The organism is Streptomyces sp. NPDC050619, assembly GCF_040654815.1.
Classification (GTDB): Bacteria; Actinomycetota; Actinomycetes; order Streptomycetales; family Streptomycetaceae; genus Streptomyces.
On the sequence record NZ_JBFAIR010000011.1, the window covers coordinates 79,848 to 104,955 of the forward strand.

Sequence of the window (25,108 nt, forward strand, 5' to 3'; positions counted from 1 at the left end):
GGCCGGGTGCTTCGGGAGGGTTGCCGGGGTGCCTTGGGTGGGTGTCTGGGTGCGTCGGGGGTGGACGGGTGCTTCGGGGAGGTGGCCGGGGTGCCTGGGGTGGGTGTGTGGGTGTTCCGGGGTGGTGGCGGGGTGTCTTGGGTGGGTGTGTGGGTGTTTCGGGGTGGTGGCCGGGTGCTTCGGGAGGGTTGCCGGGGTGCCTTGGGTGGGTGTCTGGGTGCGTCGGGGGTGGACGGGTGCTTCGGGGAGGTGGCCGGGGTGCCTTGGGTAGGCGTCCGGGTGCCCGGGGAGGGCGGGGGTACCCCGGGAAGGCGGCCGGGTACCCCGGGAAGGCGGCCCGGATACCCCGGGAAGGCCCCCGGACACCCGGGAAGGCCCCCGGCCCCCCGGGAGCAGGCTCACGGACGGTTCAGAAGACGAGCGCCGCCGCGCATACCGCCAGTGCCACCGTGAGCAGGGCACCCGCTGTCGCGTGCCAGGGAGTGAGTGCCGGGGGGCTGCTGGTGGCTGCCAGGGTGCGGATGCGGCGGTGGGCGATGAACAGGAAGGCCAGCCAGAGGGCGCAGCACACGGCGCCGACGACGACGCCGGTCGCCGAGGCCCCGCCGTGCAGCGCGGTCTTCATGGCGAGCAGGGCGGCGGCGGTGCTCGACAGTGTCGTACGCCGCCAGGCGAGCCGGGTCCGCTCGGGCTGGAGCCCGGGGTCCCGGTCCGCGGCGGTCCGAGCGGCCGGCCCGCTCACCCTTCCCACCCGAAAAGGACCACGACGACCATGGCGACGGCCACGATGGTGACCGCGAGACTCAGCAGCGCCGGGAACCGCGACACCGGCAGGTCCTCGCCGCGACGCATGGCCCGCTCGCAGCGCAGCCAGTGGTTGACCGCGCGCAGCGAGCACAGCACGCCCGCCGCGAGCAGCGCGAGCGCCAGCCCGACCCGCCAGCCCCAGCGCAGGTCCGGCAGGAACTGGTCCACCGCGAAGCCGCCGCCGATCAGCGCCAGCGCGGTGCGCAGCCAGGCCAGAAAGGTGCGCTCGTTCGCCAGCGAGAAGCGGTAGTCGGGCGTGCCGCCCTCCTGCCGGATCTGCTGGGGCGCGAACCACAGCCGGACGTTCCGTGCGAATTCGATCACGCGCAGGACCCTATCCGGCCGTCTTGCGCCGGGGTAGGCAGGGCGTCCGTCACCCCATCGACCGGTAAGCCTTGAGCCGCTCGTACGCCGCCAGCCCGTCCGGCACCCACTCCCACTCCCGCAGGCGGCGCTCCACCTCGTCCTCCGGCAGGAAGTCGTGCCAGGCCACTTCCTCGACCTGGGGGCTGACCGGGAGGTCGAAGCGGACCTCGTACACCGACGACCACCAGGTCTTGCCGGCGCCGTCGTCGTAGAGGAACTTGAAGAGGTACTCGGGACGCGGCAGTCCGCTCACGCCCAGTTCCTCCTCGGCCTCGCGCAGGGCGGCGTCGTCGTAGGACTCGCCCGCGCCGACCACTCCGCCGACGAACATGTCGTAGAGGGAGGGGAAGACCAGCTTGGTGGGTGTACGTCGGTGGACGAAGACGCGGCCTTCGGTGTCCCTGGCCTGGATGAACACACAGCGGTGGCGCAGGCCCTTCGCGTAGGCCTCGCCGCGCGGGGACTGGCCGATGACCCGGTCGTTCTCGTCGACGATGTCGAGGATCTCGTCAGCAGCACTCATGTACCCAATAAAGCAGAGAGCCCTTTCAACCAAAGCAGAGAGCCCTTTGAACCCGGGAGGGAGCCGCTTGCGAGCGGACCGGTCAGCGCGCTTGCAGGTCCCGCGCCCGCTCGGGCTGTGCCGCGCCGGACGGCATCGCCGGGTGCAGCCCCAGCAGCACGATGCCCGTCACGATCCCGGCGAGCCCGACCGCCTCCCAGGCCAGCGCCCCCGTGTCGGTGCGCAGTTGGTCGCCGAGGAAGCCGACGCCGCAGATGATCCCGGCGATCGGCTGGGCCGCCGTCAGGGCGGGCAGCGACATCCGCAGCGGCGCCGTCTCGAACGCGCTCTGCACCAGGACCAGGCCGGTGACGCCGAGTGCCAGCACGGCGTACGGCTGCCAGCCGGTCAGCAGTTCCACCAGGCCGCCCTCGGAGAACCGCTGCCCGCTCACCCGGGTCAGCGCGTCCTGCACGCCGTAGAGCAGACCGGCGGCCAGCGCGAGCAGGACCGGGCCGGAACTCAGCCGGGAGCGTTTCGCGTGCGTCGTGAGCAGCAGGGCGAGACCGATCATCGCGCCGATGATCAGCCAGTGGCGCAAGGGGTCGGTGATCGCGGAGCCGCCGCGCGGCTCACCCGCCACGATGAACGCGGTCACGCCGCCCGCGAGCAGCGCGAGGCCCGCCCAGCCCTGGCGGCCCAGCGGCTGCTTGCTCTGCTTGCGGGAGAGGGCGAGCGCGAAGAGCAGGTTCGTGGCGAGCAGGGGCTCCACCAGGGAGATCTCGCCCTGGCCCAGCGCGATCGCGCCGAGGACCATGCCGGCCACCATCAGCCCGATGCCGCCGAGCCAGCGCGGGACCTTCATCAGGTCCAGGAGCAGCCGGGGCGAGAGGAAGTCGCTCAGTGGGGCCTGGCGGGCCGCGTTCTGCTGGAGCACGAAGCCGAAACCCAGACAGCAGGCCGCGCCCAAGGCGAGAACAAGAACCAGCACCGACACGCCGCGTACCTCGATCTTCCCGTCGACTCGGTCACGCTGCCTCGGTGGTCAAGGGCGGGTGGCGCGTCCGTGTCCCCACACTGCGGGGTCGGAGCGGGCAGCGCCATGGCCTACGCCACAGCCATGACGTGCCGAAGCAATTGACGCGTGTAATGCCCGAGCGGCCCTTGACGGAAAGCGTTGGCGGCGGATTGGCTGTGCGTGATCAGCTGATGGCAATCCGAAACGTCCAGACCAGAAAACTTCACAAGACCTACTAGACCCAACCAGACCCACAAGAATCACAAGACCCACAAGAATCACAAGACCCACAAGAGGTCCACCGCGGTGTCCCCACCCCCGCCCCGCTTCGGTCGCAGTCGTCGGCACGTCGCCGCCCAAGCCCTCGACGCCGCCCTCGGCGCCGCGCTCGACTCCGCCCTGGATGACTGCGAACTCGTCGGCGTGCGGGCCGCGTTGGCGCAAGGACGGTGGCAGGCCGCCCGTTCGCTGCTCGCGCACACACGTGACGACTGGGACCGCCGAGGCCACCAGGTCACGGTCCTGGCCCGGGAGCCGTACTGCGCCGCCTGGGCCCGGGACTGGCTGCTCGCCGAGCCCGACTCCGCCGATGCCGCCGTCCTGCTCGCCTTATCCCTGGTCCAGCGTGCCCTGCGGGGCAAGGAGCAGCCAGCCCTGGCCCGCGAGGTCTGCCGATCCGCCGCCGCGTCGGTGCCCGCCGACCCCACCCCCTGGCTCGGCCTGCTCATGCTGGAGCAGGCCGGCGGCGCCGGAGACGAAGCCGTCCGCCTCTTCGACGAGGTCCGCGCGCGGTACGCCGACCACCACCACGCCCACCATCTGATGGTCGCCCGCCTCGCCGAGCGCCACGCCGAGGCCGGCCCGGACCCGCTCCACGAGGTCTACGACTTCGCCCAGTGGGCGGCCGAGCAGGCCCCCGCCGACTCCCCGCTCGCGATCCTCCCGGTCGTCGCGCACGCCGAGCGCTACCGCGTACTGGCCGCCGCCGGCCACGAGCCCCCCGACCCGGCGGCCTCCGGCCACTGGACGGGCGGCCGGGCCCGCCAGGTGATGAAGGCCGCCTTCGACTGGTGGCTGGAGTGGGAGCACGAGGGCCACCCGCGCCGTCTGGTCGACCTGAACTTCCTCGCCCACGCCAAGGTCTGCGAGGGCCGGGGCGCCGAGGCCGCCGCTCTCTTCCACCGCATCGGCGACCACGCGACCGAGGCGCCCTGGTCGTACCCGGACCGCGACCCTTACTCCGCCTTCCGCGCCGCCCGCGACAGCGCGCTCGGTACGGCCTGACACCTGGAGTGACCGTAAGAAGTGATTACGGAACTCTGACGAGCACTCGCGATCCCTGGCCCATCACGGGTCCCGAGTGCTCGAATGGACCCGTGAACCCAGAACAGCCCGAGCCACAGGACGAGGACCGGCCCCAATCACAGGGCGAGGGCCGGTCCGAATCACAGGGCAAGGACCGGTCCGATGAGCGGGGCAAGGACCGACCCGAGGAGCGAGGCGCGCCGGTCGGCCGCCGTGTCCTCCTCGGCACCCTGGGCCTGGGCGCGCTCGGCGTGTTCGCCGCGCCCGCCCTGCAACGGGGCCTGGAGGGCTTCCTCGGCAGCGCCGCCGACAAGGACCCGACCGGACTCACGGGCCTGCTCCCGAACGGCGGCGGCTTTCGCTACTACTCCGTCGCGTCCTCCGTGCCCCACAAGAACGCCACGAACTACCGCCTCACCGTCGACGGCCTGGTCGACCGCCCCGGCAGCTACACGCTGGACGACCTGCGTGCCCTGCCGCAGACCCGCATGGTCAAGGACGTCCAGTGCGTCACCGGCTGGCGGGTCCCCGACACCCCCTTCGAGGGGGTACGCCTGTCCCGGCTCCTGGACGCGGCGGGAGTGCGCCCCTCGGCCGGGGCGGTGCGCTTCACCTGCTTCGACGGCACGTACACCGAGAGCCTCACCCTCGACCAGGCCCGCCGCTCCGACGTCCTGGTCGCCCTGCGCATGCAGGACAAGGACCTCGGCCACTCCCACGGCGGCCCGGTCCGCCTCTACGTCGCGCCGATGTACTTCTACAAGTCCGCCAAGTGGCTCTCCGGCATCACCGTCACCGAGGACGTGAAGCCGGGCTACTGGGAGGAGCGGGGCTACGACGTGGACGCCTGGGTGGGCCGATCGAACGGGCGGGACGATGAGCCTACGAGTTGAGGTACCCGCGCCGGAATCGTCGCGCATCCGGCGCTTCGGCCGGACCCAGCGCTGGGTGCACCGGACCACGGCCGCGCTGATGGGCGTGTGCGTGGTCACGGCGGCCTGTCTGTACATCCCCCAGTTCGCCGAACTCGTCGGCCGCCGCGAGCTCGTGGTCCGGGTCCACGAGTGGACCGGGCTCGCCCTGCCCGTGCCGGTCCTGGCGGGCCTCGTCTCCCGCGCCTTCCGCTCCGACCTGCGCGTCCTGAACCGCTTCGGCCCGCACGACCGGCGCTGGCTGCGTGCCGCCCTGCGCCGCGACAAACGGCCCTCCGCCCGCCCGGCCGGCAAGTTCAACGCCGGACAGAAGGTCTACGCGGCCTGGATCGCGGGCGCGACGCTGGTGATGCTGGGCACGGGCCTGCTGATGTGGTTCACCCACCTCGCCCCGCTGATGTGGCGCACCAGCGCGACCTTCGTCCACGACTGGCTCGCGCTGACCATCGGCATCGTCCTGGCCGGCCACATCGGCATGGCCCTGGCCGACCCGGAGGCCCGCCGGGGCCTGCGCACCGGTTCGGTGAGCCGGGAGTGGGCCGACCGCGAACATCCGCTGTGGCGGCCGTAGCGCACGAGCTTCGCTGCGGAGGCCGTAGGCCCACGAGCATCCGCTGCGCGGCCGTAGGCTCACGAGCCTCCGCCGCGGCGGCCACAGCCCCACGAGCATCCGCCGCAGCGGCCACAGCCCCACGAACCTCCGCTGCGGCGGCCACAGCCCCTGCCGTCGTCACCCGCCGCCGAAGTCCAGCAGCACCTTGCACGACCGGCTCCGGTCCGCCGCCAGCGCGAACGCCGACTCCGCCTCCGCCACCGGGACCACCGCGCTGACCAGCCCGTCGAACACCGGCTCGGCCGCGAGCAGTTCCAGCGCCGCGTCGAACTCCCCGTCGAAACGGAACGCTCCGCGCAGCTCGATCTCCCGGCTCACCACGAGGTTCCCCGCGAACGGGCTCTGCCCGGGCGGCAGCATCCCGAGCTGTACGACGACCCCGCCCCGCCGCACCAGACGGAGACAGGTGTCGAGACCGGCGGCGACCCCCGAGGCCTCGACGGCCGCGTCGACCTCGGACGGCCACCCGGGATCGGCCGGATCATCCGCCCGTACCACGGTGTCGGCGCCCGCCGCGGAGGCGTACCGCAGCGCCACCGGGAGCAGGTCCGTCACCGTCACGTGCGCCGCGCCCGCCGCCTTCGCCGCCGCGACCACCAGACACCCGATCGGGCCCGCGCCGGTGACCAGCACGTGCTTGCCCCGCAGGTCCCCGGCCCGCCGCACCGCGTGCAGCGCCACCGACAGCGGTTCGGCGAGGGCCGCCCGGCGCGGCTGAAGACCGGCCGGAAGCGGCCGCAACTGCTCGGCCGGGACGACCACTTGGGCCGCGAAGCCGCCCTGGACGTGCGGGAAGCGCGCCGCGCTGCCGAGGTAACGCGTGTCCCGGCAGACGTTCCGCCGCCCGTCCACGCACTCCGGGCACACCCCGCAGGGAGTCGCCGGGTGGACCGCGACGGCCGTACCGGGAACGGGACCTGACGCTTCGTCACCGTACGAGACGACCGTCCCCACCACCTCGTGGCCCAGCAGCATCGGCTCCCGGAGCCGGAAGTCGCCGACCCCGCCGTGCCGCCAGTAGTGCAGGTCGGAGCCGCACACGCCCCCGTACCGCACGGCGACGACCGCCTGCCCGGCGCCGGGAGACGGCACCGGCAACTCCTCGACGCGCAGGTCGCCCTCGCCGTGGATCACACATCCGAGCATCCCTGAGACCCCTTTCACAGCACGCTTCACAGCACGCTCGTCATACCGCCGTCGACATACAGCACCTGCCCGCCGACGAAGTCCGCGGCGGGCGAGGCGAGGAACAGCACCCCGCCCACCAGGTCCTCCGTACGGCCCCAGCGCCCGGCCGGGGTGCGCCTGCGCACCCACGCGCTGAACTCCTCGTCGTCGACGAGAGGTTGGGTCAGCTCGGTCTCGATGTAGCCGGGGCCGAGGCCGTTGACCTGCACGCCGTGCGGACCCCAGTCCGCGCACATGCCCTTGGTGAGCATCTTCAGCGCGCCCTTGGTGGCCGCGTAGGGCGCGATGCCCGGGCGGGCCACCTCGCTCTGGAGCGAACAGATGTTGATGATCTTTCCGTGGCCGCGTTCCGTCATCCGGCGGGCGGCTTCCCGGCCGACCAGGAAGGCGCTCGTCAGGTTGGTGTCCAGGATCCGGTGCCAGTCCGAGTCCGTGAACTGAAGGAGTGGGGCGCGCAGTTGCATGCCCGCGTTGTTGACCAGGATGTCGAGCGGGCCGACCCGTTCCTCGACGTCCGCTATGCCGGCGGCGACCGAGGGGCCGTCGGTGACGTCGAACACGGCCGTGCGGACGTCACCAGGCAGCTCGCCCGACAACTCGGCGGCGGCCTTGGTGAGCCGGTCGGCGTCCCGTCCGTTGAGGACCACCGTGCAGCCGGCCTCCGCCAGGCCACGGGCGAGCGCGAGCCCGATGCCCCGGCTGGAGCCGGTGACCAGGGCCGTCCGGCCGCTGATGTCGAACAGAGGATGACTCATCCTCGTACTCCTCGTCGCCGTACTTCTAAATGATCAGGGAAAGAAGCAGGACCAGGCCGCCCGCGACCACCGAGATGATCGTCTCCATGACGGACCAGGTCTTGATGGTCTGGCCGACGTTCAGGCCGAAGTACTCCTTCACCAGCCAGAACCCGGCGTCGTTGACATGGCTGAAGAAGAGCGAGCCCGCGCCGATGGCCAGGACCAGCAGGGCGGTGTGGGTGGTCGACATGTCGGCCGCGAGAGGCGCGACCAGGCCGGCCGCCGAGACCGTCGCCACCGTCGCCGAGCCGGTTGCGAGGCGGATGCCCACCGCGATCAGCCAGGCCAGCAGCAGTGCCGGGATCGACCAGTCCTTGGAGATGTCCAGGATCATCTGGCCCACGCCGGTGTCGATCAGCGTCTGCTTGAAGCCGCCGCCCGCGCCGACGATCAGCAGGATGCCGGCGATGGGCGCGAGGCCCTTCTCGACGAGCGGCGTAAGCCGCTCCTTGCCGAACCCGGCGGGCCGCAGCAGCGTGAAGATGCCGACGAGCACGGCGGCGAGCAGGGCGATCAGCGGGGAGCCGATGACGTCGAAGACGCGCTGGGTGAGGTTGGCGGGGTCGTCCACGACGATGTCGACCAGCGCCTTGGAGAGCATCAGGACGACCGGGAGGAGGATGGTGGCCAGCGTGGGGCCGAAGCCGGGACGCTTCTCCAGCTCCTCGGTGGCGCGCTGGGGAATCATGCGGTCCGGTGCCGGGACATCCACCCAGCGGGCCGCGTACCGGGAGAACAGCGGCCCGGCGATGATCACCGTCGGTATGGCGACGAGCACGCCGAGCGCCAGCGTGACACCCAGGTTGGCCTTGACCGCGTCGATCGCGACCAACGGCCCGGGGTGCGGCGGGACCAGACCGTGCATCACGGACAGACCGGCGAGCGCCGGTATGCCGATCCGCATGAGCGAGTAGTTGCCGCGCTTGGCGACCATCAGCACGACCGGGATCAGCAGCACCACGCCGACCTCGAAGAACAGCGGCAGACCGATCACCGAGGCGATCAGCACCATCGCCCACGGCATCGTACGGCCGCTCGCCTTCGCCAGGATCGTGTCGACGATCTGGTCGGCGCCGCCGGAGTCGGCGAGCATCTTGCCGAGGATCGCGCCCAGGGCGATCAGCACGCCGACGCCCGCGACCGTGGTGCCGAGCCCGGTGGTGAAGCTGGTGATGACCTTGTCGAGCGGCGCCCCGGCGAACGCCCCGAGCGCCAGCGACCCGATGGTCAGCGACAGGAAGGCGTGGAGCTTGAACTTGGTGATGAGCAGGACTATGACGGCGATGCCCGCCAGCACGGCGATGCCCAGCTGAGCGTGGCCGGCCGAGGTGATGGGCTCGACGGCGTCCGCTGCCAGCACCTCGACGTTGAGTCTGGTCACGGGGGTTCCCTTGCAGGTACGGGGATGGGGGGAGGGGTGGGGGGTGTGGGGGTGTGGGGGTGGGGACGGAGAGCGGGTTACGCGGGCGGCTCAGGAAGTGCCGCCAGGGCCGTCATGGCCCGTTCGGTGATGTCCTCGGGGCTGCCGGAGACGTCCACGGCGACCCCCGCCTCGTCCGGCGCGAGCGGCTGGAGCGTGGCGAACTGGGAGTCGAGCAACGCCGTCGGCATGAAGTGCCCCTGCCGGTGCGACATCCGGTCCTCGATCAGCGCGCGGTCGCCCGCGAGATGCACGAACACCAGATCCGGTGCGGCGGCCCGCAGCCGGTCACGGTACGACCGTTTCAGCGCGGAGCAGCTGACCACCCCGCCGAGCCCGGCACGCGCGTGTGCCCATTCGCCGATGGAGTCCAGCCAGGGCAGGCGGTCCTCGTCGGTGAGCGGAACACCGGCCGACATCTTCTCGATGTTGGCCGGTGGGTGGAAGTCGTCGCCCTCGGCATACGGAACGCCTAGCCGGGCCGCGAGCAGGGGACCGATGGTGGTCTTGCCGGTGCCCGCGACGCCCATGACCACGACGACATGGGGGGTACTCATCGCTGCCTCACTGTCTGAATGTCTGCGTCGACACGTGATGTCGACGCAACTGAAACCGATTAGGTACGACGAATTCAAGAGTCTGTGACAAATAAGTCTGACCTTTTCTTCCGGTGACGTGCCACGTACGCTGAGTGCATGAGCACTTCGGGCCGGGGGCTGCACGGCCGGGTACTGGAAACCCTCGGCCCGGCGATCACCGCGGGTGAGTACCCGCCCGGCAGCGTCCTGCGCACCGACGAACTGGCGCAGCGATTCGACGTCTCGCGCTCGGTGATGCGCGAGGCGGTCCGGGTCCTGGAGTCCATGCACCTGGTCGAGTCCCGCCGCCGTGTGGGCGTGACGGTGCGTCCCACGGCCGAGTGGAACGTCTACGATCCCCAGGTCATCCGCTGGCGGCTGGCCGGCGCCGACCGCCCGCGGCAGCTGCGCTCGCTCACGGTGCTGCGTTCCGCGGTCGAACCGATCGCCGCGGGCCTGGCCGCCAAGCACGCCACGGCCGCCCAGTGCGCCGAACTCACCGAGTGCGCCCTCGGCATGGTGGCCAACTCACGCGGCCACAGGCTGGAGAAGTACCTCGTCCACGACATCGCCTTCCACCGCGTGATCCTCTGCGCCTCCGGCAACGAGATGTTCGCCCGCCTCGGGGACGTCGTCGCCGAGGTCCTCGCGGGCCGCACCCATCACGAGGTCATGTTCGAGGACCCCGACCCGGCCGCCGTCACCCTGCACGTCCAGGTAGCGGAGGCGGTGCGGGCGGGCGACGGGGCCCGCGCGGAGGAACTGACCCGGGAGATCACGGTGGGAGCGCTCCAGGAACTGGACGTCCTGGCACCGTGAGCCGTCACTCCAGCATGTCCCCGTCGACGTACACCCAAGCCCCGTCCACCCGCTCGAACCGGCTCCGCTCGTGCAGCGACCCGCCCCGGAAGGACGCCCGGAAGGTCACCGTCCCCCTCGTGTGGAAGGCGGAGCCGTCCGTCGTGCCGAGGATCTCCAGCCCGGTCCACCGCATCCCCGGATCGAACTCGACCCGGGCCGGCCGCGTCCGCGGATGCCAGGTCCGCAGCAGATACGCCTCGTCCCGCCGCACGAAAGCGCAGTAGCGGGACCGCATCAGCGCCTCGGCGGTGGGCGCGGCGGCGCCCGCGTGATACCGGCCGCAGCACTGGTCGTACGTCCGAGGCAGCCCGCACGGGCATGAACGGTTGGTCATGGCGGCCATTCTGCTAGGACCCGTAGACGTTCTAGACGGCCGCCCGCGCCTCGGGCGTGGGCAGCGGCGGCAGCGCCGCCCCGTACACCCACGCCTCGAACAGCTCGGTCAACGGCTCGGCGGCGAAGCGCGCCACATGCGCGGTGAACGTCGTCGTGCTCACCGCCCCGCCCCGGTGCAGCCCCGCCCATCCGCGCAGCATCCGGAAGAACGCCTCGTCGCCCATCGCGCACCGCAGCGCGTGCAGGGTCAGTCCACCGCGCTCGTAGAGCCGGTCGTCGAACATCGACTTGCGTCCGGGATCCGCCAGCCGCAGATCCTGCGGCAGGGAGGACAGCAACCGGTGTGCCGCCGCCGCGTGCTGCTGGGCCGGCCGGCCGCCCGACCGCTCCGACCACAGCCACTCGGCGTACTTGGCGAACCCCTCGTTCAGCCAGATGTGCCGCCAGTCGGCGATGGACACGCTGTTGCCGAACCACTGGTGCGCCAGCTCGTGCGCCACCAGCCGCTCCGAACCCCGCGCCCCGTCCACGTGGTTGGCGCCGAACAGCGACAACCCCTGGGCCTCGACGGGGACGTCGAGCTCCTCCTCCGTCACCACCACCGCGTACTCGCCGAAGGGGTACGGCCCGAAGAGCTGCTGGAAGACATGCATCATCTGGGGCTGCCGTGCGAAGTCCCGCGAGAACTCCGCCAGCATGTGCGCCGGAATGTGCCCGTGCTGCGGTACGCCGCCCAGGCCCGGGTCGCCCAGCAGCACCGTCTGGTACTTGCCGATGGACAGGCCGACCAGATAGCTGGACGTCGGCGCCGACTGCTCGTACACCCACGTCGTCGTCGAAGCCTTCGTCGTACGGGTCAGCAGCCGCCCGCCCGCCACCACCGCGTACGCGGACGGCGTGGTGATCGAGATCTGGTACGAGGCCTTGTCGGCGGGCCGGTCGTTGCACGGGTACCAGGACGGCGCCCCGATCGGCTGGCTCGCCACCAGCGCCCCGTCCGCCAGCTCCTCCCAGCCGAGCCCGCCCCAGGGGCTGGAGACCGGCTTGGGGTTGCCCGACCAGTGCGCCTCCACGGTGAAGGTGGCCCCGGCCCGGATCGGCTTCGCGGGGCGGATGCGGAGTTTGCCGCCCCGGTGCGTGTAGTGCGCCTGCCGGCCGTCGACGCGGACCCGGCCGACCTTGAAGTCGGCCAGGTTGAGCTGGAATTCGGCGAGCGGCGACCGCCCCGCGATGGCGTTGATGCGGGCCGTGCCCGACAGCCGGTTGGGACCCGGGCGGTAGTCCAGCGCGAGTTCATAGCGGTGCACCCGGTAGCGGGGATCGCCGTTGGCCGGAAAGTACGGGTCCGGACCCACTGCTTGCTGAACGGTCACTGCTGCGTCTGCTCCCTGAGCTGTGCTCGAACGTCGTGCCGGTGCACTGTCCTGAGGACCCGGTCCGAACGAGCCGCGCAGCGTCTTCAGGAACGCCATGACTCGATCGGGTTGCCCAGCCAGCGGGTGTCGTCGGGAACGGACTCCGCGGCCATGACCAGCGACGCCGGACCCAGTGTCGTACGGGCCCCGACCGTGCTGCCGGGCAGGACGATGCCGCCAGGACCCAGCGTCGCGCCCTCACGGAGGACCACAGTATCCGTCCGCAAGATCCGGTCGTGGAAGAGGTGCGTCTGCAGGACGCAGCCCCGGTTCACGGTCGCCGCGTCCCCCAGCGTCACCAGGTCCGTCTCCGGCAGCCAGTAGCTGTCGACCCACACGCCCTTGCCGATGTGCGCGCCGAGCCCGCGCAGCCACGCCGTCATTACCGGCGTGCCCGACACCGGACCGGCCAGCCACGGCACCGCCACCACCTCGACGAACGTGTCCGCGAGCTCGTTGCGCCACACGAAACCGCTCCACAGCGGATGCTCCCCGCTGCGGTGCCGCCCCACGAGCGCCCATTTGGCCACGATGGACAGCAGGCCCGCAGCGGCCCCGGCTCCGAGCAGCACAAGGCCCGACAGCAGCGGCGCCCAGGCGCCCAGCGCACACAGCGCGGCCACCGTCGCCAGGGCGATCCCCGCCGAGCAGAACACGGGCACGATCCGGCACAGCTCCACCAGTCCGCGCGCCCACAGCAGCCGCGCGGGCGGGTCGTACGTCCGGCTCTGGTCACCGCCGGCCGCCGCACGCGGCAGCTTCATCGGCGGCAGCCCCAGATACGAGCTGCCCTTCTTCGCCTTCTTCGGTGTCGCCGACAGCACCCCGACCAGCCCGCCGTCCGGCACGGACCGCCCCGGCGCGGTCATCCCCGAGTTGCCGAGGAAGGCCCGCCGTCCGATCTCCGCGCGCCCGATCCGCATCCAGCCGCCGCCGAGTTCGTACGGCGCGGTCAGCGTGTCGTCGGCCAGGAAGGCGCCCTCGCCGACCGTGGTCAGGCTGGGCAGCGCGAGGACGGTCGACACCTCGGCGCCCTTGCCGATCCGCATCCCCAGCAGCCGCAGCCACACCGGCGTGGCCAGCCCGGCGTACAGCGGGAAGAGGGTCTCGCGCGAGCGGTCCATCAGCTGCGTGACCGTCCAGGCCTGCCAGCCGATCCGGCTGTGCGTGGGGTGCGTGCCCTCGCGCAGGCCCAGGCTGAGCAGCCGTACGGCGATCAGGAGCAGCAGGGCGTACGCCAGCCCGAAGGCGAGCGTGGCCGGAACCAGTGCGAGTGCGGCACCTTCGAGGGCCTCGCCGAGCCCGGCGCCCGGCGCCACGAACACCCGCGCCACCAGCAGGGCAGCCGCCGCGGACAGCACCGGAAGGGCGCTCAGCGCGAAGCCGGCCGCGCCGTACATCCCACGCCAGTACGTGCCCCGCACCGGCCGCTGCTTGGGCCAGTTGCGCTTGGCTTTGCCGAGCTTGACCGCGGGCGCGCCCGCCCACCGCTGCCCGGTGGGAATCTGCCCGGTGACCGCCGAACCCGGCGCCACCTCGGCCCGCTTGCCCACGCGGGCGCCCGGGAAGAGCATGCTGCGCGTGCCGACGACGGCGTGCCCGCCCACCCTGACCGGGCCGATCTCCAGCCGGTCGCCGTCCAGCCAGTAGCCGGACAGGTCCACCTCGGACTCGACGGCCGCGCCCCGGCCCAGTTTGAGCATGCCGGTGACCGGCGGCAGCGAGTGCAGGTCCACGTCCGGGCCGATCTTGGCGCCCAGCGCCCGCGCGTACCGCTCCAGCCACGATCCGGTCAGCGAGGTCGCGCCGGTGAACTCGGCCAGCCGCTCCGCGGTCCACAACCGCAGATGCACGCTGCCGCCGCGGGCGTACCGCCCCGGCTGCACACCGCGCAGGAGCAGCCGCGCCCCGCCCGCCGCGACGGCGAGCCGTCCGGGCGGGCTGAAGAAGAGCAGCGCCCCGGCCGCGACGAGCCACCAAGGGGCGGTCGGCAGCCAGGAGTACGCGGGCAGCAGGTTCCCGACGGCGGCCAGCGCCACCGTCCAGCGCAGCCCCAGCAGGGTGAACAGCGGGACCATCAGGAGAAGTTGGATCACCTGGGCGCGCACCGGAACCGGAGCGACGACCCGCTCGGCACTGTCGCCCTGCGCCGACTCCTCCAGATGCCGGGCCAGCTTCCGCAGCACGGGCTGCTGGTAGATGTCGAGGACGGCGGCGCTCGGGTAGCGGGTGCGCAGCCGGGTGGTCAGCTGGGCGGCGGCGAGGCTGCCGCCGCCGATGGCGAAGAAGTCGTCCCGCGCGCTCGCCACGGGAATGCCGAGGACCTCGCTCCACTGCTCGGCCAGCCACGCCTCGGTGCCGTAGAGCTGCTCGACCGGACCGGTGCTCTCCAGCTCCTTCAGGGGCCAGGGCAGGGCATTGCGGTCGACCTTGCCGCTCGTGCGGGTCGGCAGGTCGTCGACCGGCGCGAGCAGCGGGACGAGCGCGGCGGGCAGCTCGGCCCGCAGCTTCTCGACGGCACTCGCGTGGTCCCAGCCGTCCTGGGTGACGACATAGCCGACGAGGAGCTGGTTGCCGCTGCGGGCGGTCCGCACGGCGGCGGCGGCCCCCGCGACCCCGGGCAGCGCCTGAAGCGCGGCATCCACCTCACCGAGTTCGATGCGCCGCCCGCCGAGCTTGATCTGCTCGTCGGCCCGCCCGAGGAACACCAGCCCCGCGGGCTCCGCCTTCACGAGGTCACCGCTGCGGTACGCCCGCTCCCAGCCCAGCGACTTGAGCGGCGCGTACTTCTCCGCGTCCTTCTCGGGATCGAGGTACCGGGCGAGCCCGACCCCACCGATCACCAACTGCCCGGTGCCGCCCATGGGGACGGGCTCCCCGGCCTCGTCGACGACGGCCAGCTCCCAGCCGTCCAGCGGCAGCCCGATCCGGATCGGCTCCTCGCCGCTCATCAGCGAGGCGCAGGCCACGACGGTCGCCTCGGTGGGCCCGTACGTGTTCCAGACCTCGCGCCCCTCCGTCACCAGCCGCTGCACCAGCTCGGGCGGGCAGGCCTCACCGCCGAAGATCAGCAACCGTACGTCGTTCAGGTGCTCGGGCTCCCACAGCGAGGCCAGCGTCGGCACGGTCGACACGACGGTGATCTCCTGCTCGACCAGCCAGGGCCCGAGGTCGGCACCGCTCCTGACCTGCGAGCGCGGCACGGGCACCAGACAGGCCCCGTACCGCCACGCCAGCCACATCTCCTCGCAGGACGCGTCGAAGGCGACGGACAGCCCCGCCATGACCCGGTCGCCGGGCCCGATCGGATCCTCGGTCAGGAACAGCGCGGCCTCGGCGTCCACGAACGCGGCGGCGCTGCGATGGCTGACGGCGACGCCCTTGGGCTTCCCGGTGGAACCGGAGGTGAAGATGATCCACGCGTCGTGCTCGACACCGGGGCGGGCCGCGGGAACGTCACTGCGGTCGCTGCGGGAGTGGATGGTCAGCTCGTGCCCGCCCCCGACGACGGCCCGCACGTCCGCCTCGCCGAACACCAACTCGGCCCGCTCGTCGGGGTCCTCGGCGTCCACCGGGACGTATGCAGCGCCGGCGGCCAGCACGGCCAGGACGGCGACGTACAGATCATTGGTGCCGGACGGAACCCGCACCCCGACCCGGTCACCGAGCCCCACCCCGGCGACCGCGAGCCGCTGCCGCAACCGCTCCACCGCCACGGCCAGCTGCCGGTAGGTCAGGCGTGTCGAACCGTCGTCCAGGGCGAGTTCGTCCGGATATGACCGTACGGAGGCGTCGAAGACATCGACGAGGGTGCGCGCGGAGGCCGCCGGCCCTCCGGAGAAACGCGCCATATCACCGAAGCGTTCGCGGAGTTCGTCGTCGAGCAGGCCGAGAGCACTGCTCTCGTGTATGGCTGCCATCGGGTCCTCGCGCTTTCGTTCCCGGAAACCTCCGGGTCGCTGGCGGGCCCGCAGGTATGCCTGGGGTTGTCCGGCTCCAGCTCCGATCCGTAACAAGCCGGAAATTTTAGTACGACGCTAGGCCCCGCCCCTTCCGCCGGCCACTCGGGGAGGCCGTTCGGGGATGCGCGCGACCGGTGCCCACCGGCTGTGACCTGGTGATCTTCGGGGCGGGGAGAGATGGCCCACACACGAGCCACGCGTCCTTATCCCGCGGCCGGGGCACCTGCCTGCTTGCGTGGGAGCAGCAGTGCGGTGAACGCGGACAGCAGGAGCAGCCCGGCGGCGACGATGAAGCCGAACTGGAAGCCGTCGTTGAGTGCGGTGACCGTGGCCGTTCCGGTCTTCGACTGGTGGTTGGTGTAGCCGGCGGCGAGGGCGGCGACGACGGACAGTCCGAGTGCGCCGCCGGTGACGCGTGACACGTTGATCAGGCCCGAGGCCACGCCCTGTTGATCGTCGGGCACGCCCGTGCCGGCGGCCAGCGACAGCGGGAGGAACGTCAGCGCCATTCCCACGCCGATGACGACTGACGGGCCGAGGATATTGACCAGATAGCTGCCATGCGGCCCGGAGAGCGCGAGCAGGGCCATGCCGATCGCGGCGATGATCGCCCCGCCGATGACGGTGAGGCGCATGCCGTACGCATCGACGAGTTTCGGCGTCTGCTGGGCGGTGGCCAGGATGACCAAGGTTTGCGGGATGTAACCCAGCCCGGTCTCCAGCGGGCCGTAGTGCAGCACCTCTTGTTGGTACAGCGTCGCGATGTAGAGCATCGCGAACATGCCGCTGCCCACCAACGCCTGCGTGACGTTCGCTCCGGCGACGTTGGGAATCCTGATCAGTGAGAAGGGCAGCAGCGGGTCCTTGGCGACACGTCCTTCGTGCAGGACGAAGTAGGCGATCAGTGCGAGGCCGATGATGAACGGCGCGATGATCTGCGCGGAGTCCCAGCCCTCCTGGCTGCTCTGCACAATGGCGACGGTGAGAAGCGCCACCCCCAGGGTGGACGCGACGGAGCCGACGAGGTCGAATCGCTGGGTGCTTCGACCAGCTCGCCGGTCGCGGTCGAGCCAGCGGAGCACGCCGAGGATCACCACCACGCTCACCGGCACATTGATGAGGAAGATCCAGCGCCAGCCGGGGCCGACGGTCAGCAGTCCGCCGACGATCAAACCGAAGGCGCCGCTGAGCCCGGCGGCGATTCCCCAGGCGGCGATCGCCTTGGCCCGCGGGCCTTCCGGGAAGGTCCGCGCCAGCAACGCCAGCGTCATCGGGCTGATCAGCGCGGCTCCGACGCCCTGCGCGGCGCGCATCGCCACGAGCGTGGCGGGGTCGGGCGCCAGGCCGGCGACCAGTGATGCCACGGCGAAGACCACCAGGCCCGCCAGCAGCACACGCCGATGGCCGAGGATGTCGCCGACGCGGCCGCACAGCAGCAGGAAGCCGCCGAATGTCACGAGGTAGCCGTTCACCACCCAGCTCAGACCCGCTTCGGAGAAGCCGAGGTGGTCTTTGATGCGGGGCAGGGCGACGTTCATGACCGAGATGTCGATCGTGTCCAGGACGAGAGCCGCGCAGATGACAACGACGATGAGCGTATGGCGGCGCGTCCATACGAACTCCGCCTCCACTGGTTGGGAGTCGGTCACTCAGCACCTCGCGTTACTTGTTGAACGGTCGGTAAGTAGATCTCAATCTAGGGAGCTTACCGATCGGTCGTCAAGCAGCAGGCACTTTGCTGAGGAGGGCAGGACAGGAGCGTAGGGCGCGGCGCGGACCGGACAGCGGCGTTACGGCTTCAGGCAGCGCAGCGCGGCGGCGAGGAACTCCTTCCGTGCCGCCGGCGAGAGCTTCCCGTTCCCAGCCTGAACCGCCCAGAACGTGGCCTGCTTGGCCACCGTGAACGCCGCCCAGGCGCGTGCCCGGCTCGCCTCGCCGGCACGTGGGCCGGCCAGCGACCGGATGAACGTCTGGAGGTTGCCCTCGACGTCGTACAGGCCCAGGAGAGTGGGGGTGATGGACGGGTCGTTGCTCAGCAGAGCGTTCACCGCGTGGGTCTCCGTCGTCAGGTCGATCAGCGCGCCCAGCAGCTCCTCCGGAGGCACCGTCTCCTTCTGGCAGCGCTCCGCGAGTGCGGTGTACATCGAAAGGGGCTCGGTGATGAGCGCCCCGAGAATCTGCTCCTTGGAGCTGAAGTGGTAGTACAGGGCAGCCTTGCTGGTCCCGAGCTCGCGTGCGATGTCCGCGATGGACGTCCCCGCGTAGCCGCGCTTCGCGAAAAGCTCCTGCGCGATCTCCAGGATCCTCGCCCGGGTACGGACGCCATCGCGTTCAGCTACAGCCACGAGATCAACCTCCTAGTGCACGGGACCAGGTTACTTGACGGCCGATCGGTAACCTTCCCCCGCCGAGATGGGTGCTGGGTGCCGGGGAAGACCGCCGGCGCGAGGTTGTTCAGGCGGTCGAGGCGAGCGGCGCTGAGTTCGATGCCGTCGGCGGCGGTGTTCTCTTCGACGCACGAGATCCGCCGGGTTCCGGGGATGACGGCGATGTCGTCGCCGCGGGTCGGCGGCCACGCCAGCGGTCTGTGCCGGGGTGGCGCCGATCTCGGCGCCGATGGCCCGCACCTCGTCGACGATGCCCAGGTTGCGCTGGAAGTGCTCGCCGGTGAAGCGCGGGTTGCTCTTGCGCCAGTCGTCGTCGGCGAAGTCGTCGACGGTGCGGATCTGCCCGGTCAGCAGGCCGTGCCCGAGCGGCGAGTAGGCACGAATCCGATGCCCAACTCGCGCAGCAGCGGGAGGATCTCGACCTCGACGTCGCGGTTTCACAGCGAGTACTCGGTCTGCCGCGCGGCCACTGGGTGCACGGCGTGTGCCCGGCGGATCCTTGCGGGGCCGGCCGCAGAGAGTCCGATGTGGCGCACCTTGCCTTCGGCGACCAGCTCGGCCGGCGCGCCGATGGTCTCCTCGATGGGGGTGCGGGGGTCGACGCGGTGCTGGTGGTAGAGGTCCCGCCCGCCACGCCGCCGGCCTGTCCGGCAGCGAGTGCGGCGGCGGTGCGGCCCGTTCTCGACTCGATGGCGGGCACACCCGCGTTCGTCCTCAACGGACACGGGGACATCCTGGCCGCCAACCACCTCGGGCGCCCTGTTCTCCCCGGTCTACGCCGACCCGGTACGCCCGCCCGCCCAACAACGCCCGGTTTACTTTTCTCGACACGCGCGCGACCGAGTTCTTCTGCGACTGGGACCAGGTCGCGGGCGACGCGTCGCCATGCTGCGCGCCGAGGCCGGCCGCGACCTCTACGACCGGCGACTGACGGACCTGATCGTGGAACTGCCCACCCGCAGCGAGGAGTTCCGTCGCCGTTGGGCTGCCCACAACGTCCGGATGCACACCACCGGAGTGAAGCTCCTGCAACACCCGGTCGTCGGCGACGAGCGATGGTGCAATGGAAGTGCGTGGTGTGCCGATAATCGGGCGCGCCGGCTCGGTGAGTCGTTCATCGATTCCGGGTGAGAAAGGATCGCCGTGCCAGGTCTTCTTCGCGGAGTCGCCCGCACGGCGGTCGTCGCGGGAACGGCGACTTCGGTCTCCAACCGCGTGTCGCGCCGTCAGCAGGGACGCTGGGCCGCCCAGCAGGGCTACCAGGCCTACCAGGAACCCCAGCCGCAGCCGGTCTCCTCCGCGCAGCAGACCGCTGCGCCGGCCGACGCCATGGGTAGCACGCTCGACCAACTCAAGCAGCTCGCCGAACTCAAGGCTCAAGGCGTGCTCACCGAGGCCGAGTTCGAGGAGCAGAAGCGCAGGCTTCTCGCCTGACCCAACCACCGTGGGTCCTGTCGATGGCCGCCCGTCAGCCGCTGACGGGCGGCCATGTCGCCTTGGGGCCGGGGAAGCCCAGTGGGCGGCGCGGGTATGACTGCCCGACGCGACGACGGGCCGAGCAATAGCCCCGCCGGGTGACATGCCAGGCCGAAATGCGGTCGCGTGGCGCGCCGGTCTGTTTCGTCCGTTGGGCGAAGTGCTTTCGTCGGGCCGGGGTTGCGACGGCCGTCTTCCGTCCCGCTGGGTCGGCGACGCTCGGCCTTCCTCATATGCGTCGACCGCTCCCGAAGGCACGTCGTCGGTATGTGGGACAGCGGGCGCGCTGTCGAAACACAGAAGGAGAGATCGTCGTGGCAGGAAATGCCGACGAGAACCGCGGGACGATTTCCGCGCAGCTTCTCAGGGGTCAGAAGGCGTTGGTGACCGGTGCGAACTCGGGCATCGGCCTTGCGACCGCCGTCGCCCTGGGCCGGGCCGGAGCAGACGTCGTGGTGAACTACGTCGTCGGCGCGGACGAGGCCGAGAAGGTCGTGACGGAGATCGAGGGCTTCGGGGTCCGCGCCTACGCCCACGAGGCCGACGTGTCCGACGAGGACCAGGTGACCGCCATGGTCGCGCGGATGGTCAAGGAGTTCGGCACCATCGACATCATGGTGGCCAACGCGGGCCTCCAGCGGGACGCACCGGTGACGGAGATGACGCTCGCCCAGTGGCAGAAGGTCATCGACGTCAACATGACCGGCCAGTTCCTCTGCGCGCGGGAGGCCGCCAAGGAGTTCATGCGGCGCGGCGTCGTGGAGGAGGTGTCCCGGTCGGCCGGGAAGATCATCTGCATGAGCTCCGTCCACCAGATCGTCCCGTGGTCCGGGCATGTGAACTACGCCTCCTCCAAGGGCGGTGTGGGCATGCTGATGCAGACCCTCGCCCAGGAGCTGGCCCCCAAGCGGATCAGGGTCAACGCGGTGGCGCCCGGCGCTATCCGCACGCCGATCAACCGCGACGCCTGGTCCACCCCCGCCGCCGAGGCCGAGCTCCTGCGCCTGATTCCGTACCGTCGTGTGGGCGACCCGGACGACATCGCCAACGCCGTCGTCGCCATTGCCTCCGACCTGCTCGACTACGTCGTCGGCACCACCCTCTACGTCGACGGCGGAATGACTCTCTTCCCCGGCTTCGCCACCGGAGGCTGACCCCGGATGCAGGATCACGTCACGCCCCGCCGGGTGGTCATTCTCGGCGGGGGGTTCGCGGGGCTGTTCGCCGCCCGCGCCCTGCGGCGATCACCGGTCGCGGTGACAGTGGTCGACCGCCGCGCCCACCACCTCTTCCAACCGCTGCTCTACCAGTGCGCCTCCGGAATCCTGTCCGAGGGGCAGATCGCGCAACCGCTGCGCGGGATCCTGCGGCGCCACCACAACGTGAGCTGCGTCCTCGCCGAAGCCACCGACGTTGATGTCGAGGCCCGGATCGTCCATGCCCGGCGCCCCGAAGGCGGAGCTGTCGAACTGCCCTACGACGACCTGATCGTCGCGGTCGGCATGCGCCAGTCCTACTTCGGGCACGATGAGTTCGCCGCGCACGCTCCCGGAATGAAGACCCTGGAGGACGCGCTGGACATCCGACGACGGATCTACCGGGCGTTCGAGATGGCCGAAACGGCCGCAGACGACCGGGAACGGCGGCAGTGGCTCACCTTCGCGCTCGTCGGCGCCGGACCGACCGGTGTCGAACTCGCCGGACAGATCCGGGAGATCGCCGGCCACACGCTCGACCGGGAGTTCCAGACGATCGACTCCGCCCGGGCCCGGGTGCTGCTCTTCGAGGGATCAGACGCGGTGCTCGGGGCGTTCGGCGCCCCACTGGCCCATCGCGCGGCCCGAACCCTGCGGGGTCTCGGGGTGGAGCTTCATTTGGGGACGACGGTCACCGCTGTCGACGCGCACGGCCTGATCGTGAAAGCCAGCGACGGCGCGATGACCCGGTTCGAGGCACGCACCGTGCTGTGGACTGCGGGCGTCGAGGCGCCGCCGATCGCCGCCGCGCTGGCCCGGGCGACCGGCGCCGAACAGGACCGGGCCGGACGCATTGCCGTCGAACCCGACCTCACCCTCCCCGGCCATCCGGAGATCCGCGTCACGGGCGACGTGATGAGCCTGAACCGGCTGCCCGGCCTGGCCGAGGTGGCCATGCAGTCGGGCGCGTACGCGGGCCGGTCCGTGCGCCACGTCGTGGAAGGCAGGACGAAGCAGCCGAAGCCCTTCAAGTACTGGGACCTCGGCAGCGCCGCCTACATCGCCCGCGGCCGGGCCGTCGTCAAGGCCGGCCCGCTGCATCTGTCGGGCTTCACCGGCTGGCTCGCCTGGCTCTTCATCCACCTGGCCTTCCTCACCGGATTCCGCAACAGGCTGGGAGCGGTGCTCAGTTGGTCCGTCGCGTTCGCCACGAGCTCGCGCCGCGAGCGTGCCTTCACCATGCCCGACGCCGATGTCGACGCGTCGGTCGACCGCGCACCCGGGCCGAAGGCGCCTGCGCCGCCTCTCTGAGGACGGTCCCCGGCCGCCGCCCTCCGCATCTTGTCCCTCCCTCCTCAGCCCGGGCCCCCTGCGGGGCAGACCACAAAGGCGCACATGCTCAGCACCGCCGCCCTTCTGGCGAACGACACCCCGGCCCAGCTCCTACCGGCTCGCGAGCTGATGGCTTTCACCCTGGCCTCGCACATCCTGCTGGTCCCGTTCGGCGTGGCACTGCCGTTCATCACGTTGCTCATGCACCACAGGGCGCTGCGCCGGGGCGACCCCGTCGCCCTCAAGCTCGCCCGGCGCTGGTCGGCTGTGACGGCCGTCCAGTTCGCCATCGGCATCGTCACCGGCACCGTGCTGTCCTTCGAGTTCGGCCTGCTGTGGCCCGGCATGATGGGCCGCTGGGGTGACGTCTTCGGCCTCGGGTTCGGCATCGAGGCGTGGGCGTTCTTCCTGGAGGCCGTCCTGATCGCGATCTACCTCTACGGCTGGCGCAGGCTCAAGCCCTGGACCCACTTCTGGCTCGCCGTACCGCTGCCGCCGGCCGCCTTGATGGGGACGTTCGGCATCATCGCTGCCAACTCCTGGATGAACACCCCGCAGGGGTTCCGCCTGGACGCCCAGGGCAATCCCGTCGACGTCCATGTGCGACAGGCGATCTTCACACCGATGTTCGGCCCGGAGTACTGGCACTTCGTGGTCGCGATGCTCCTGACCGCCGGCTACGTGGTGGCCGGTGTGTACGCGGTCGGCTGGCTGCGCGGGCGCCGCGACCGGTACCACCGGCTCGGCTTCACCGTGCCCTTCACGGTTGCCGCGATCCTGACTCCGGTCCAGTTCATGCTCGGTGACTCCGCCGCGCGCGCCGTCTTCCACAAGCAGCCGATCAAGTTCGCGGCCACGGAGATCGTCTGGAAGACCGACACCCACGTACCGGAGTACATGTTCGGGCGTCTGCATCCCGACGGGACGATCTCCGGCGGGCTCAAGATCCCCCAACTGGACTCGATTCTCGCCGGATTCAGCCCGGACACCAAGGTGACGGGCCTGTCGTCGGTCGCCGCGAGCGACCGGCCGACGGCGACTCAGGCCACCATCGCCCACTGGGCCTTCGACATCATGGTCACCGTCGGCAGCGTGCTGATCCTGCTGGCGCTCTGGTACGCCTGGTCCTGGTGGCGGCATCGGGACAATCCGGGCGGCCGCTGGTTCTACCGCTGCGCCGCGCTCGCGGGAGTCGCCTGCCTGGTCACTGTGGAGTGCGGCTGGATCACCACGGAGGTCGGCCGTCAGCCCTGGATCGTCTACCACCACATGAGGGTCTCGGAGGCGGTGACCAGCACGAGCGCCGGATCGCTGTGGGCGATGCTCGGCATCGTCATGGCCGTGTACGTGGCCGTGTTCGGGGCGTTCCTCGCCGTGGTGCTGAAGATGCGCACCCGCTGGCGCATCGCCGACGAGGGCTGGGCCGCGGCGCGCCGCGATCCGCCTCCGGAGGCGGACACCCCCTACGGGCCCAGAAGCGAGCCCGAGCCCGCCGCCGTCGGGGTCGCGCCCGACAGCGGGTCCGAACACACTCCTGGTGGTGCGTCGTGATGGCCGATTTCATCGCCTGGGTGATGGTGCTGGCGATCGCCGCCTACGCCTGCGCCGGGGGCACCGACTACGGCGCGGGCTTCTGGGACCTCATGGCCGGTGGCGCGGAGCGCGGCAAGCGGCCCCGCTGGCTGATCGACCACGCCATGGCACCGGTCTGGGAGGCCAACAACGTCTGGCTGATCTTCGTCCTGATCATCATGTGGACCGGCTTCCCGACGATGTTCCAGGCTGTCTTCTCCGCGCTGTGGCTGCCGCTCGCCCTCGCCGCCGTCGGCCTGGTGCTCCGCGGCGCCGGGTTCGCCCTGCGCAAGCCGACCCGCCGCATGGCCCAACAACGGATCTACGGCGCGATGTTCGCCGTCTCGTCGTTGCTCACGCCGTTCTTCCTCGGGGCGGTGCTCGGCGGTATCGCCTCCGGCCGGGTCACGGTGGGCACGACCGCCTCGGTGGACGCCTGGGCCAATGGAACGTCCGTCCTCGCAGGACTGCTGGCCATCGCCGCCACGGCGTTCCTCGGGGCGGTCTTCCTCTGCTCCGACGCCCGACGGTTCGGCGCCGACGACCTCGTCGACTACTTCCGCCCGCGGGCGCTGATCGCCTTCGCCGTCGTCGTCGTTCTCGCGCTCATCGCCCTGCCCGTCACTCACGACGACGCCCGTTACGTCTGGGAGGGCCTCACCGAGGGCTTGGGCCTGCTCATGATCATCCTGGCCGCGGTCTGCGGTCTGGCCACGGTGCTGCTTGTGCTGCGCCGGTCCCACGGCTGGTCCCGCCACACCTCGGTGGCGAGCGTCGCCCTGACCGTCTGCGCCTGGGGTTTCGCGCAGCGGCCCTACCTGCTGCCCACCTCGCTGACGGTGGCCGAAGCGGCCGGTGCCGCTCACACCCTGCGCTGGCTGGTGATCGTCACAGCCATCGCGATCGTGCTGGTCGGCCCGGCGCTGGTGCTGCTCTACCGGCTGGACACTCTCGGTGAGCTGGAGGAGCTCACCGACGCCGACACGATGTCCGCCAGCACGCCGGGGGACAACCTGTAGCGCGCCGCGTGCGAAATGCCGTCAGC

Annotated in this window: 22 protein-coding genes and 2 pseudogenes; 10 read left to right on the plus strand and 14 right to left on the minus strand. The window is 71.1% G+C overall.

The features are described 5' to 3' along the window. Positions 1–409 precede the first annotated feature (409 nt). From AB0I77_RS19755 to AB0I77_RS19770, 4 genes are all read right to left on the minus strand, one after another. The gene (locus AB0I77_RS19755; RefSeq protein ID WP_363283889.1) at positions 410–742 is read right to left on the minus strand and encodes a DUF202 domain-containing protein; all 333 of its coding nucleotides are present in this window, start codon (positions 740–742) and stop codon (positions 410–412) included. Then, a complete protein-coding gene (locus AB0I77_RS19760) occupies positions 739–1,131 on the minus strand; it encodes a DUF202 domain-containing protein (RefSeq protein ID WP_363283890.1) in 393 nt (130 codons plus the stop codon). The genes AB0I77_RS19755 and AB0I77_RS19760 overlap by 4 nt, the downstream gene beginning before the upstream one ends. 49 nt (positions 1,132–1,180) lie before the next feature. Beyond that, complete coding sequence (locus tag AB0I77_RS19765) at positions 1,181–1,696, minus strand: NUDIX domain-containing protein (RefSeq protein WP_363283891.1); 516 nt, start codon at positions 1,694–1,696, stop codon at positions 1,181–1,183. Between the two features lie 82 nt (positions 1,697–1,778). After that, the gene (locus AB0I77_RS19770) at positions 1,779–2,672 is read right to left on the minus strand and encodes a DMT family transporter (protein ID WP_363283892.1); all 894 of its coding nucleotides are present in this window, start codon (positions 2,670–2,672) and stop codon (positions 1,779–1,781) included. A 327-nt stretch (positions 2,673–2,999) separates the two neighbouring features. Between AB0I77_RS19770 and AB0I77_RS19775 the strand changes: the two genes are divergently transcribed. The 3 genes from AB0I77_RS19775 (at position 3,000) to AB0I77_RS19785 (ending at position 5,501) form a co-directional block, all read left to right on the plus strand. Continuing rightward, positions 3,000–3,977 carry a hypothetical protein gene (locus AB0I77_RS19775; protein WP_363283893.1) on the plus strand — a complete coding sequence of 326 codons (978 nt, stop codon included), beginning with the start codon at positions 3,000–3,002 and terminating at the stop codon, positions 3,975–3,977. A gap of 92 nt (positions 3,978–4,069) precedes the next feature. Next, positions 4,070–4,891: a molybdopterin-dependent oxidoreductase gene (locus AB0I77_RS19780; RefSeq protein ID WP_363283895.1), complete on the plus strand. Its 822-nt coding sequence runs from the start codon at positions 4,070–4,072 to the stop codon at positions 4,889–4,891. After that, positions 4,875–5,501: a cytochrome b/b6 domain-containing protein gene (locus AB0I77_RS19785; RefSeq protein ID WP_363283896.1), complete on the plus strand. Its 627-nt coding sequence runs from the start codon at positions 4,875–4,877 to the stop codon at positions 5,499–5,501. The genes AB0I77_RS19780 and AB0I77_RS19785 overlap by 17 nt, the downstream gene beginning before the upstream one ends. 159 nt (positions 5,502–5,660) lie before the next feature. Here the strand turns inward: AB0I77_RS19785 and AB0I77_RS19790 are convergent, their stop codons facing one another. The 4 genes from AB0I77_RS19790 to AB0I77_RS19805 form a co-directional block, all read right to left on the minus strand. Next, positions 5,661–6,689: an L-idonate 5-dehydrogenase gene (locus tag AB0I77_RS19790; protein ID WP_363283897.1), complete on the minus strand. Its 1,029-nt coding sequence runs from the start codon at positions 6,687–6,689 to the stop codon at positions 5,661–5,663. 26 nt (positions 6,690–6,715) lie between these two features. Next, complete coding sequence (locus AB0I77_RS19795) at positions 6,716–7,486, minus strand: SDR family oxidoreductase (protein WP_363283898.1); 771 nt, start codon at positions 7,484–7,486, stop codon at positions 6,716–6,718. Positions 7,487–7,511: 25 nt separating this feature from the next. Then, positions 7,512–8,909: a gluconate:H+ symporter gene (locus AB0I77_RS19800; RefSeq protein WP_363283899.1), complete on the minus strand. Its 1,398-nt coding sequence runs from the start codon at positions 8,907–8,909 to the stop codon at positions 7,512–7,514. Positions 8,910–8,986: 77 nt separating this feature from the next. Beyond that, complete coding sequence (locus AB0I77_RS19805; protein ID WP_363283900.1) at positions 8,987–9,505, minus strand: gluconokinase; 519 nt, start codon at positions 9,503–9,505, stop codon at positions 8,987–8,989. Between the two features lie 138 nt (positions 9,506–9,643). Here AB0I77_RS19805 and AB0I77_RS19810 point away from each other — a divergent pair, with 138 nt between their 5' ends. Further along, positions 9,644–10,345 (plus strand): FadR/GntR family transcriptional regulator, encoded by a 702-nt coding sequence (locus AB0I77_RS19810; protein WP_363283902.1) that lies wholly within the window; start codon positions 9,644–9,646, stop codon positions 10,343–10,345. A 4-nt stretch (positions 10,346–10,349) separates the two neighbouring features. On the opposite strand, the gene AB0I77_RS19815 is transcribed toward AB0I77_RS19810, so the two are convergent. The 6 genes and pseudogenes from AB0I77_RS19815 to AB0I77_RS19840 form a co-directional block, all read right to left on the minus strand. Then, positions 10,350–10,730, minus strand: a complete 381-nt coding sequence (locus AB0I77_RS19815; RefSeq protein WP_363283903.1) for a YchJ family metal-binding protein — start codon at positions 10,728–10,730, stop codon at positions 10,350–10,352. Positions 10,731–10,752: 22 nt separating this feature from the next. Next, a complete protein-coding gene (locus tag AB0I77_RS19820) occupies positions 10,753–12,096 on the minus strand; it encodes a M1 family metallopeptidase (RefSeq protein WP_363283904.1) in 1,344 nt (447 codons plus the stop codon). Positions 12,097–12,182: 86 nt separating this feature from the next. Then, complete coding sequence (locus tag AB0I77_RS19825) at positions 12,183–16,058, minus strand: Pls/PosA family non-ribosomal peptide synthetase (protein ID WP_363283905.1); 3,876 nt, start codon at positions 16,056–16,058, stop codon at positions 12,183–12,185. Between the two features lie 245 nt (positions 16,059–16,303). Next, on the minus strand, positions 16,304–17,749 hold the full coding sequence (locus AB0I77_RS19830) for an MFS transporter (protein ID WP_363283906.1): 1,446 nt from the start codon (positions 17,747–17,749) through the stop codon (positions 16,304–16,306). A 141-nt stretch (positions 17,750–17,890) separates the two neighbouring features. Further along, a complete protein-coding gene (locus AB0I77_RS19835; protein ID WP_363283907.1) occupies positions 17,891–18,445 on the minus strand; it encodes a helix-turn-helix domain-containing protein in 555 nt (184 codons plus the stop codon). Continuing rightward, positions 18,436–19,110: pseudogene (locus AB0I77_RS19840) on the minus strand (aldo/keto reductase); the annotation flags it as partial. The pseudogene AB0I77_RS19840 and the gene AB0I77_RS19835, both read right to left, overlap by 10 nt. 66 nt (positions 19,111–19,176) lie before the next feature. Here AB0I77_RS19840 and AB0I77_RS19845 point away from each other — a divergent pair. The 6 genes and pseudogenes from AB0I77_RS19845 (at position 19,177) to AB0I77_RS19870 (ending at position 25,082) form a co-directional block, all read left to right on the plus strand. Further along, a pseudogene (locus AB0I77_RS19845) lies at positions 19,177–19,618 on the plus strand (hypothetical protein). 12 nt (positions 19,619–19,630) lie between these two features. Next, positions 19,631–19,921: an SHOCT domain-containing protein gene (locus AB0I77_RS19850; RefSeq protein WP_363283908.1), complete on the plus strand. Its 291-nt coding sequence runs from the start codon at positions 19,631–19,633 to the stop codon at positions 19,919–19,921. A 356-nt stretch (positions 19,922–20,277) separates the two neighbouring features. Beyond that, on the plus strand, positions 20,278–21,117 hold the full coding sequence (locus AB0I77_RS19855; RefSeq protein ID WP_363283909.1) for an SDR family oxidoreductase: 840 nt from the start codon (positions 20,278–20,280) through the stop codon (positions 21,115–21,117). A gap of 6 nt (positions 21,118–21,123) precedes the next feature. Further along, on the plus strand, positions 21,124–22,470 hold the full coding sequence (locus AB0I77_RS19860; protein WP_363283910.1) for an NAD(P)/FAD-dependent oxidoreductase: 1,347 nt from the start codon (positions 21,124–21,126) through the stop codon (positions 22,468–22,470). Between the two features lie 84 nt (positions 22,471–22,554). Next, positions 22,555–24,042, plus strand: a complete 1,488-nt coding sequence (locus tag AB0I77_RS19865) for a cytochrome ubiquinol oxidase subunit I (RefSeq protein WP_363283911.1) — start codon at positions 22,555–22,557, stop codon at positions 24,040–24,042. Further along, positions 24,042–25,082: a cytochrome d ubiquinol oxidase subunit II gene (locus tag AB0I77_RS19870; RefSeq protein ID WP_363283912.1), complete on the plus strand. Its 1,041-nt coding sequence runs from the start codon at positions 24,042–24,044 to the stop codon at positions 25,080–25,082. The genes AB0I77_RS19865 and AB0I77_RS19870 overlap by 1 nt, the downstream gene beginning before the upstream one ends. Positions 25,083–25,108: the final 26 nt, after the last annotated feature.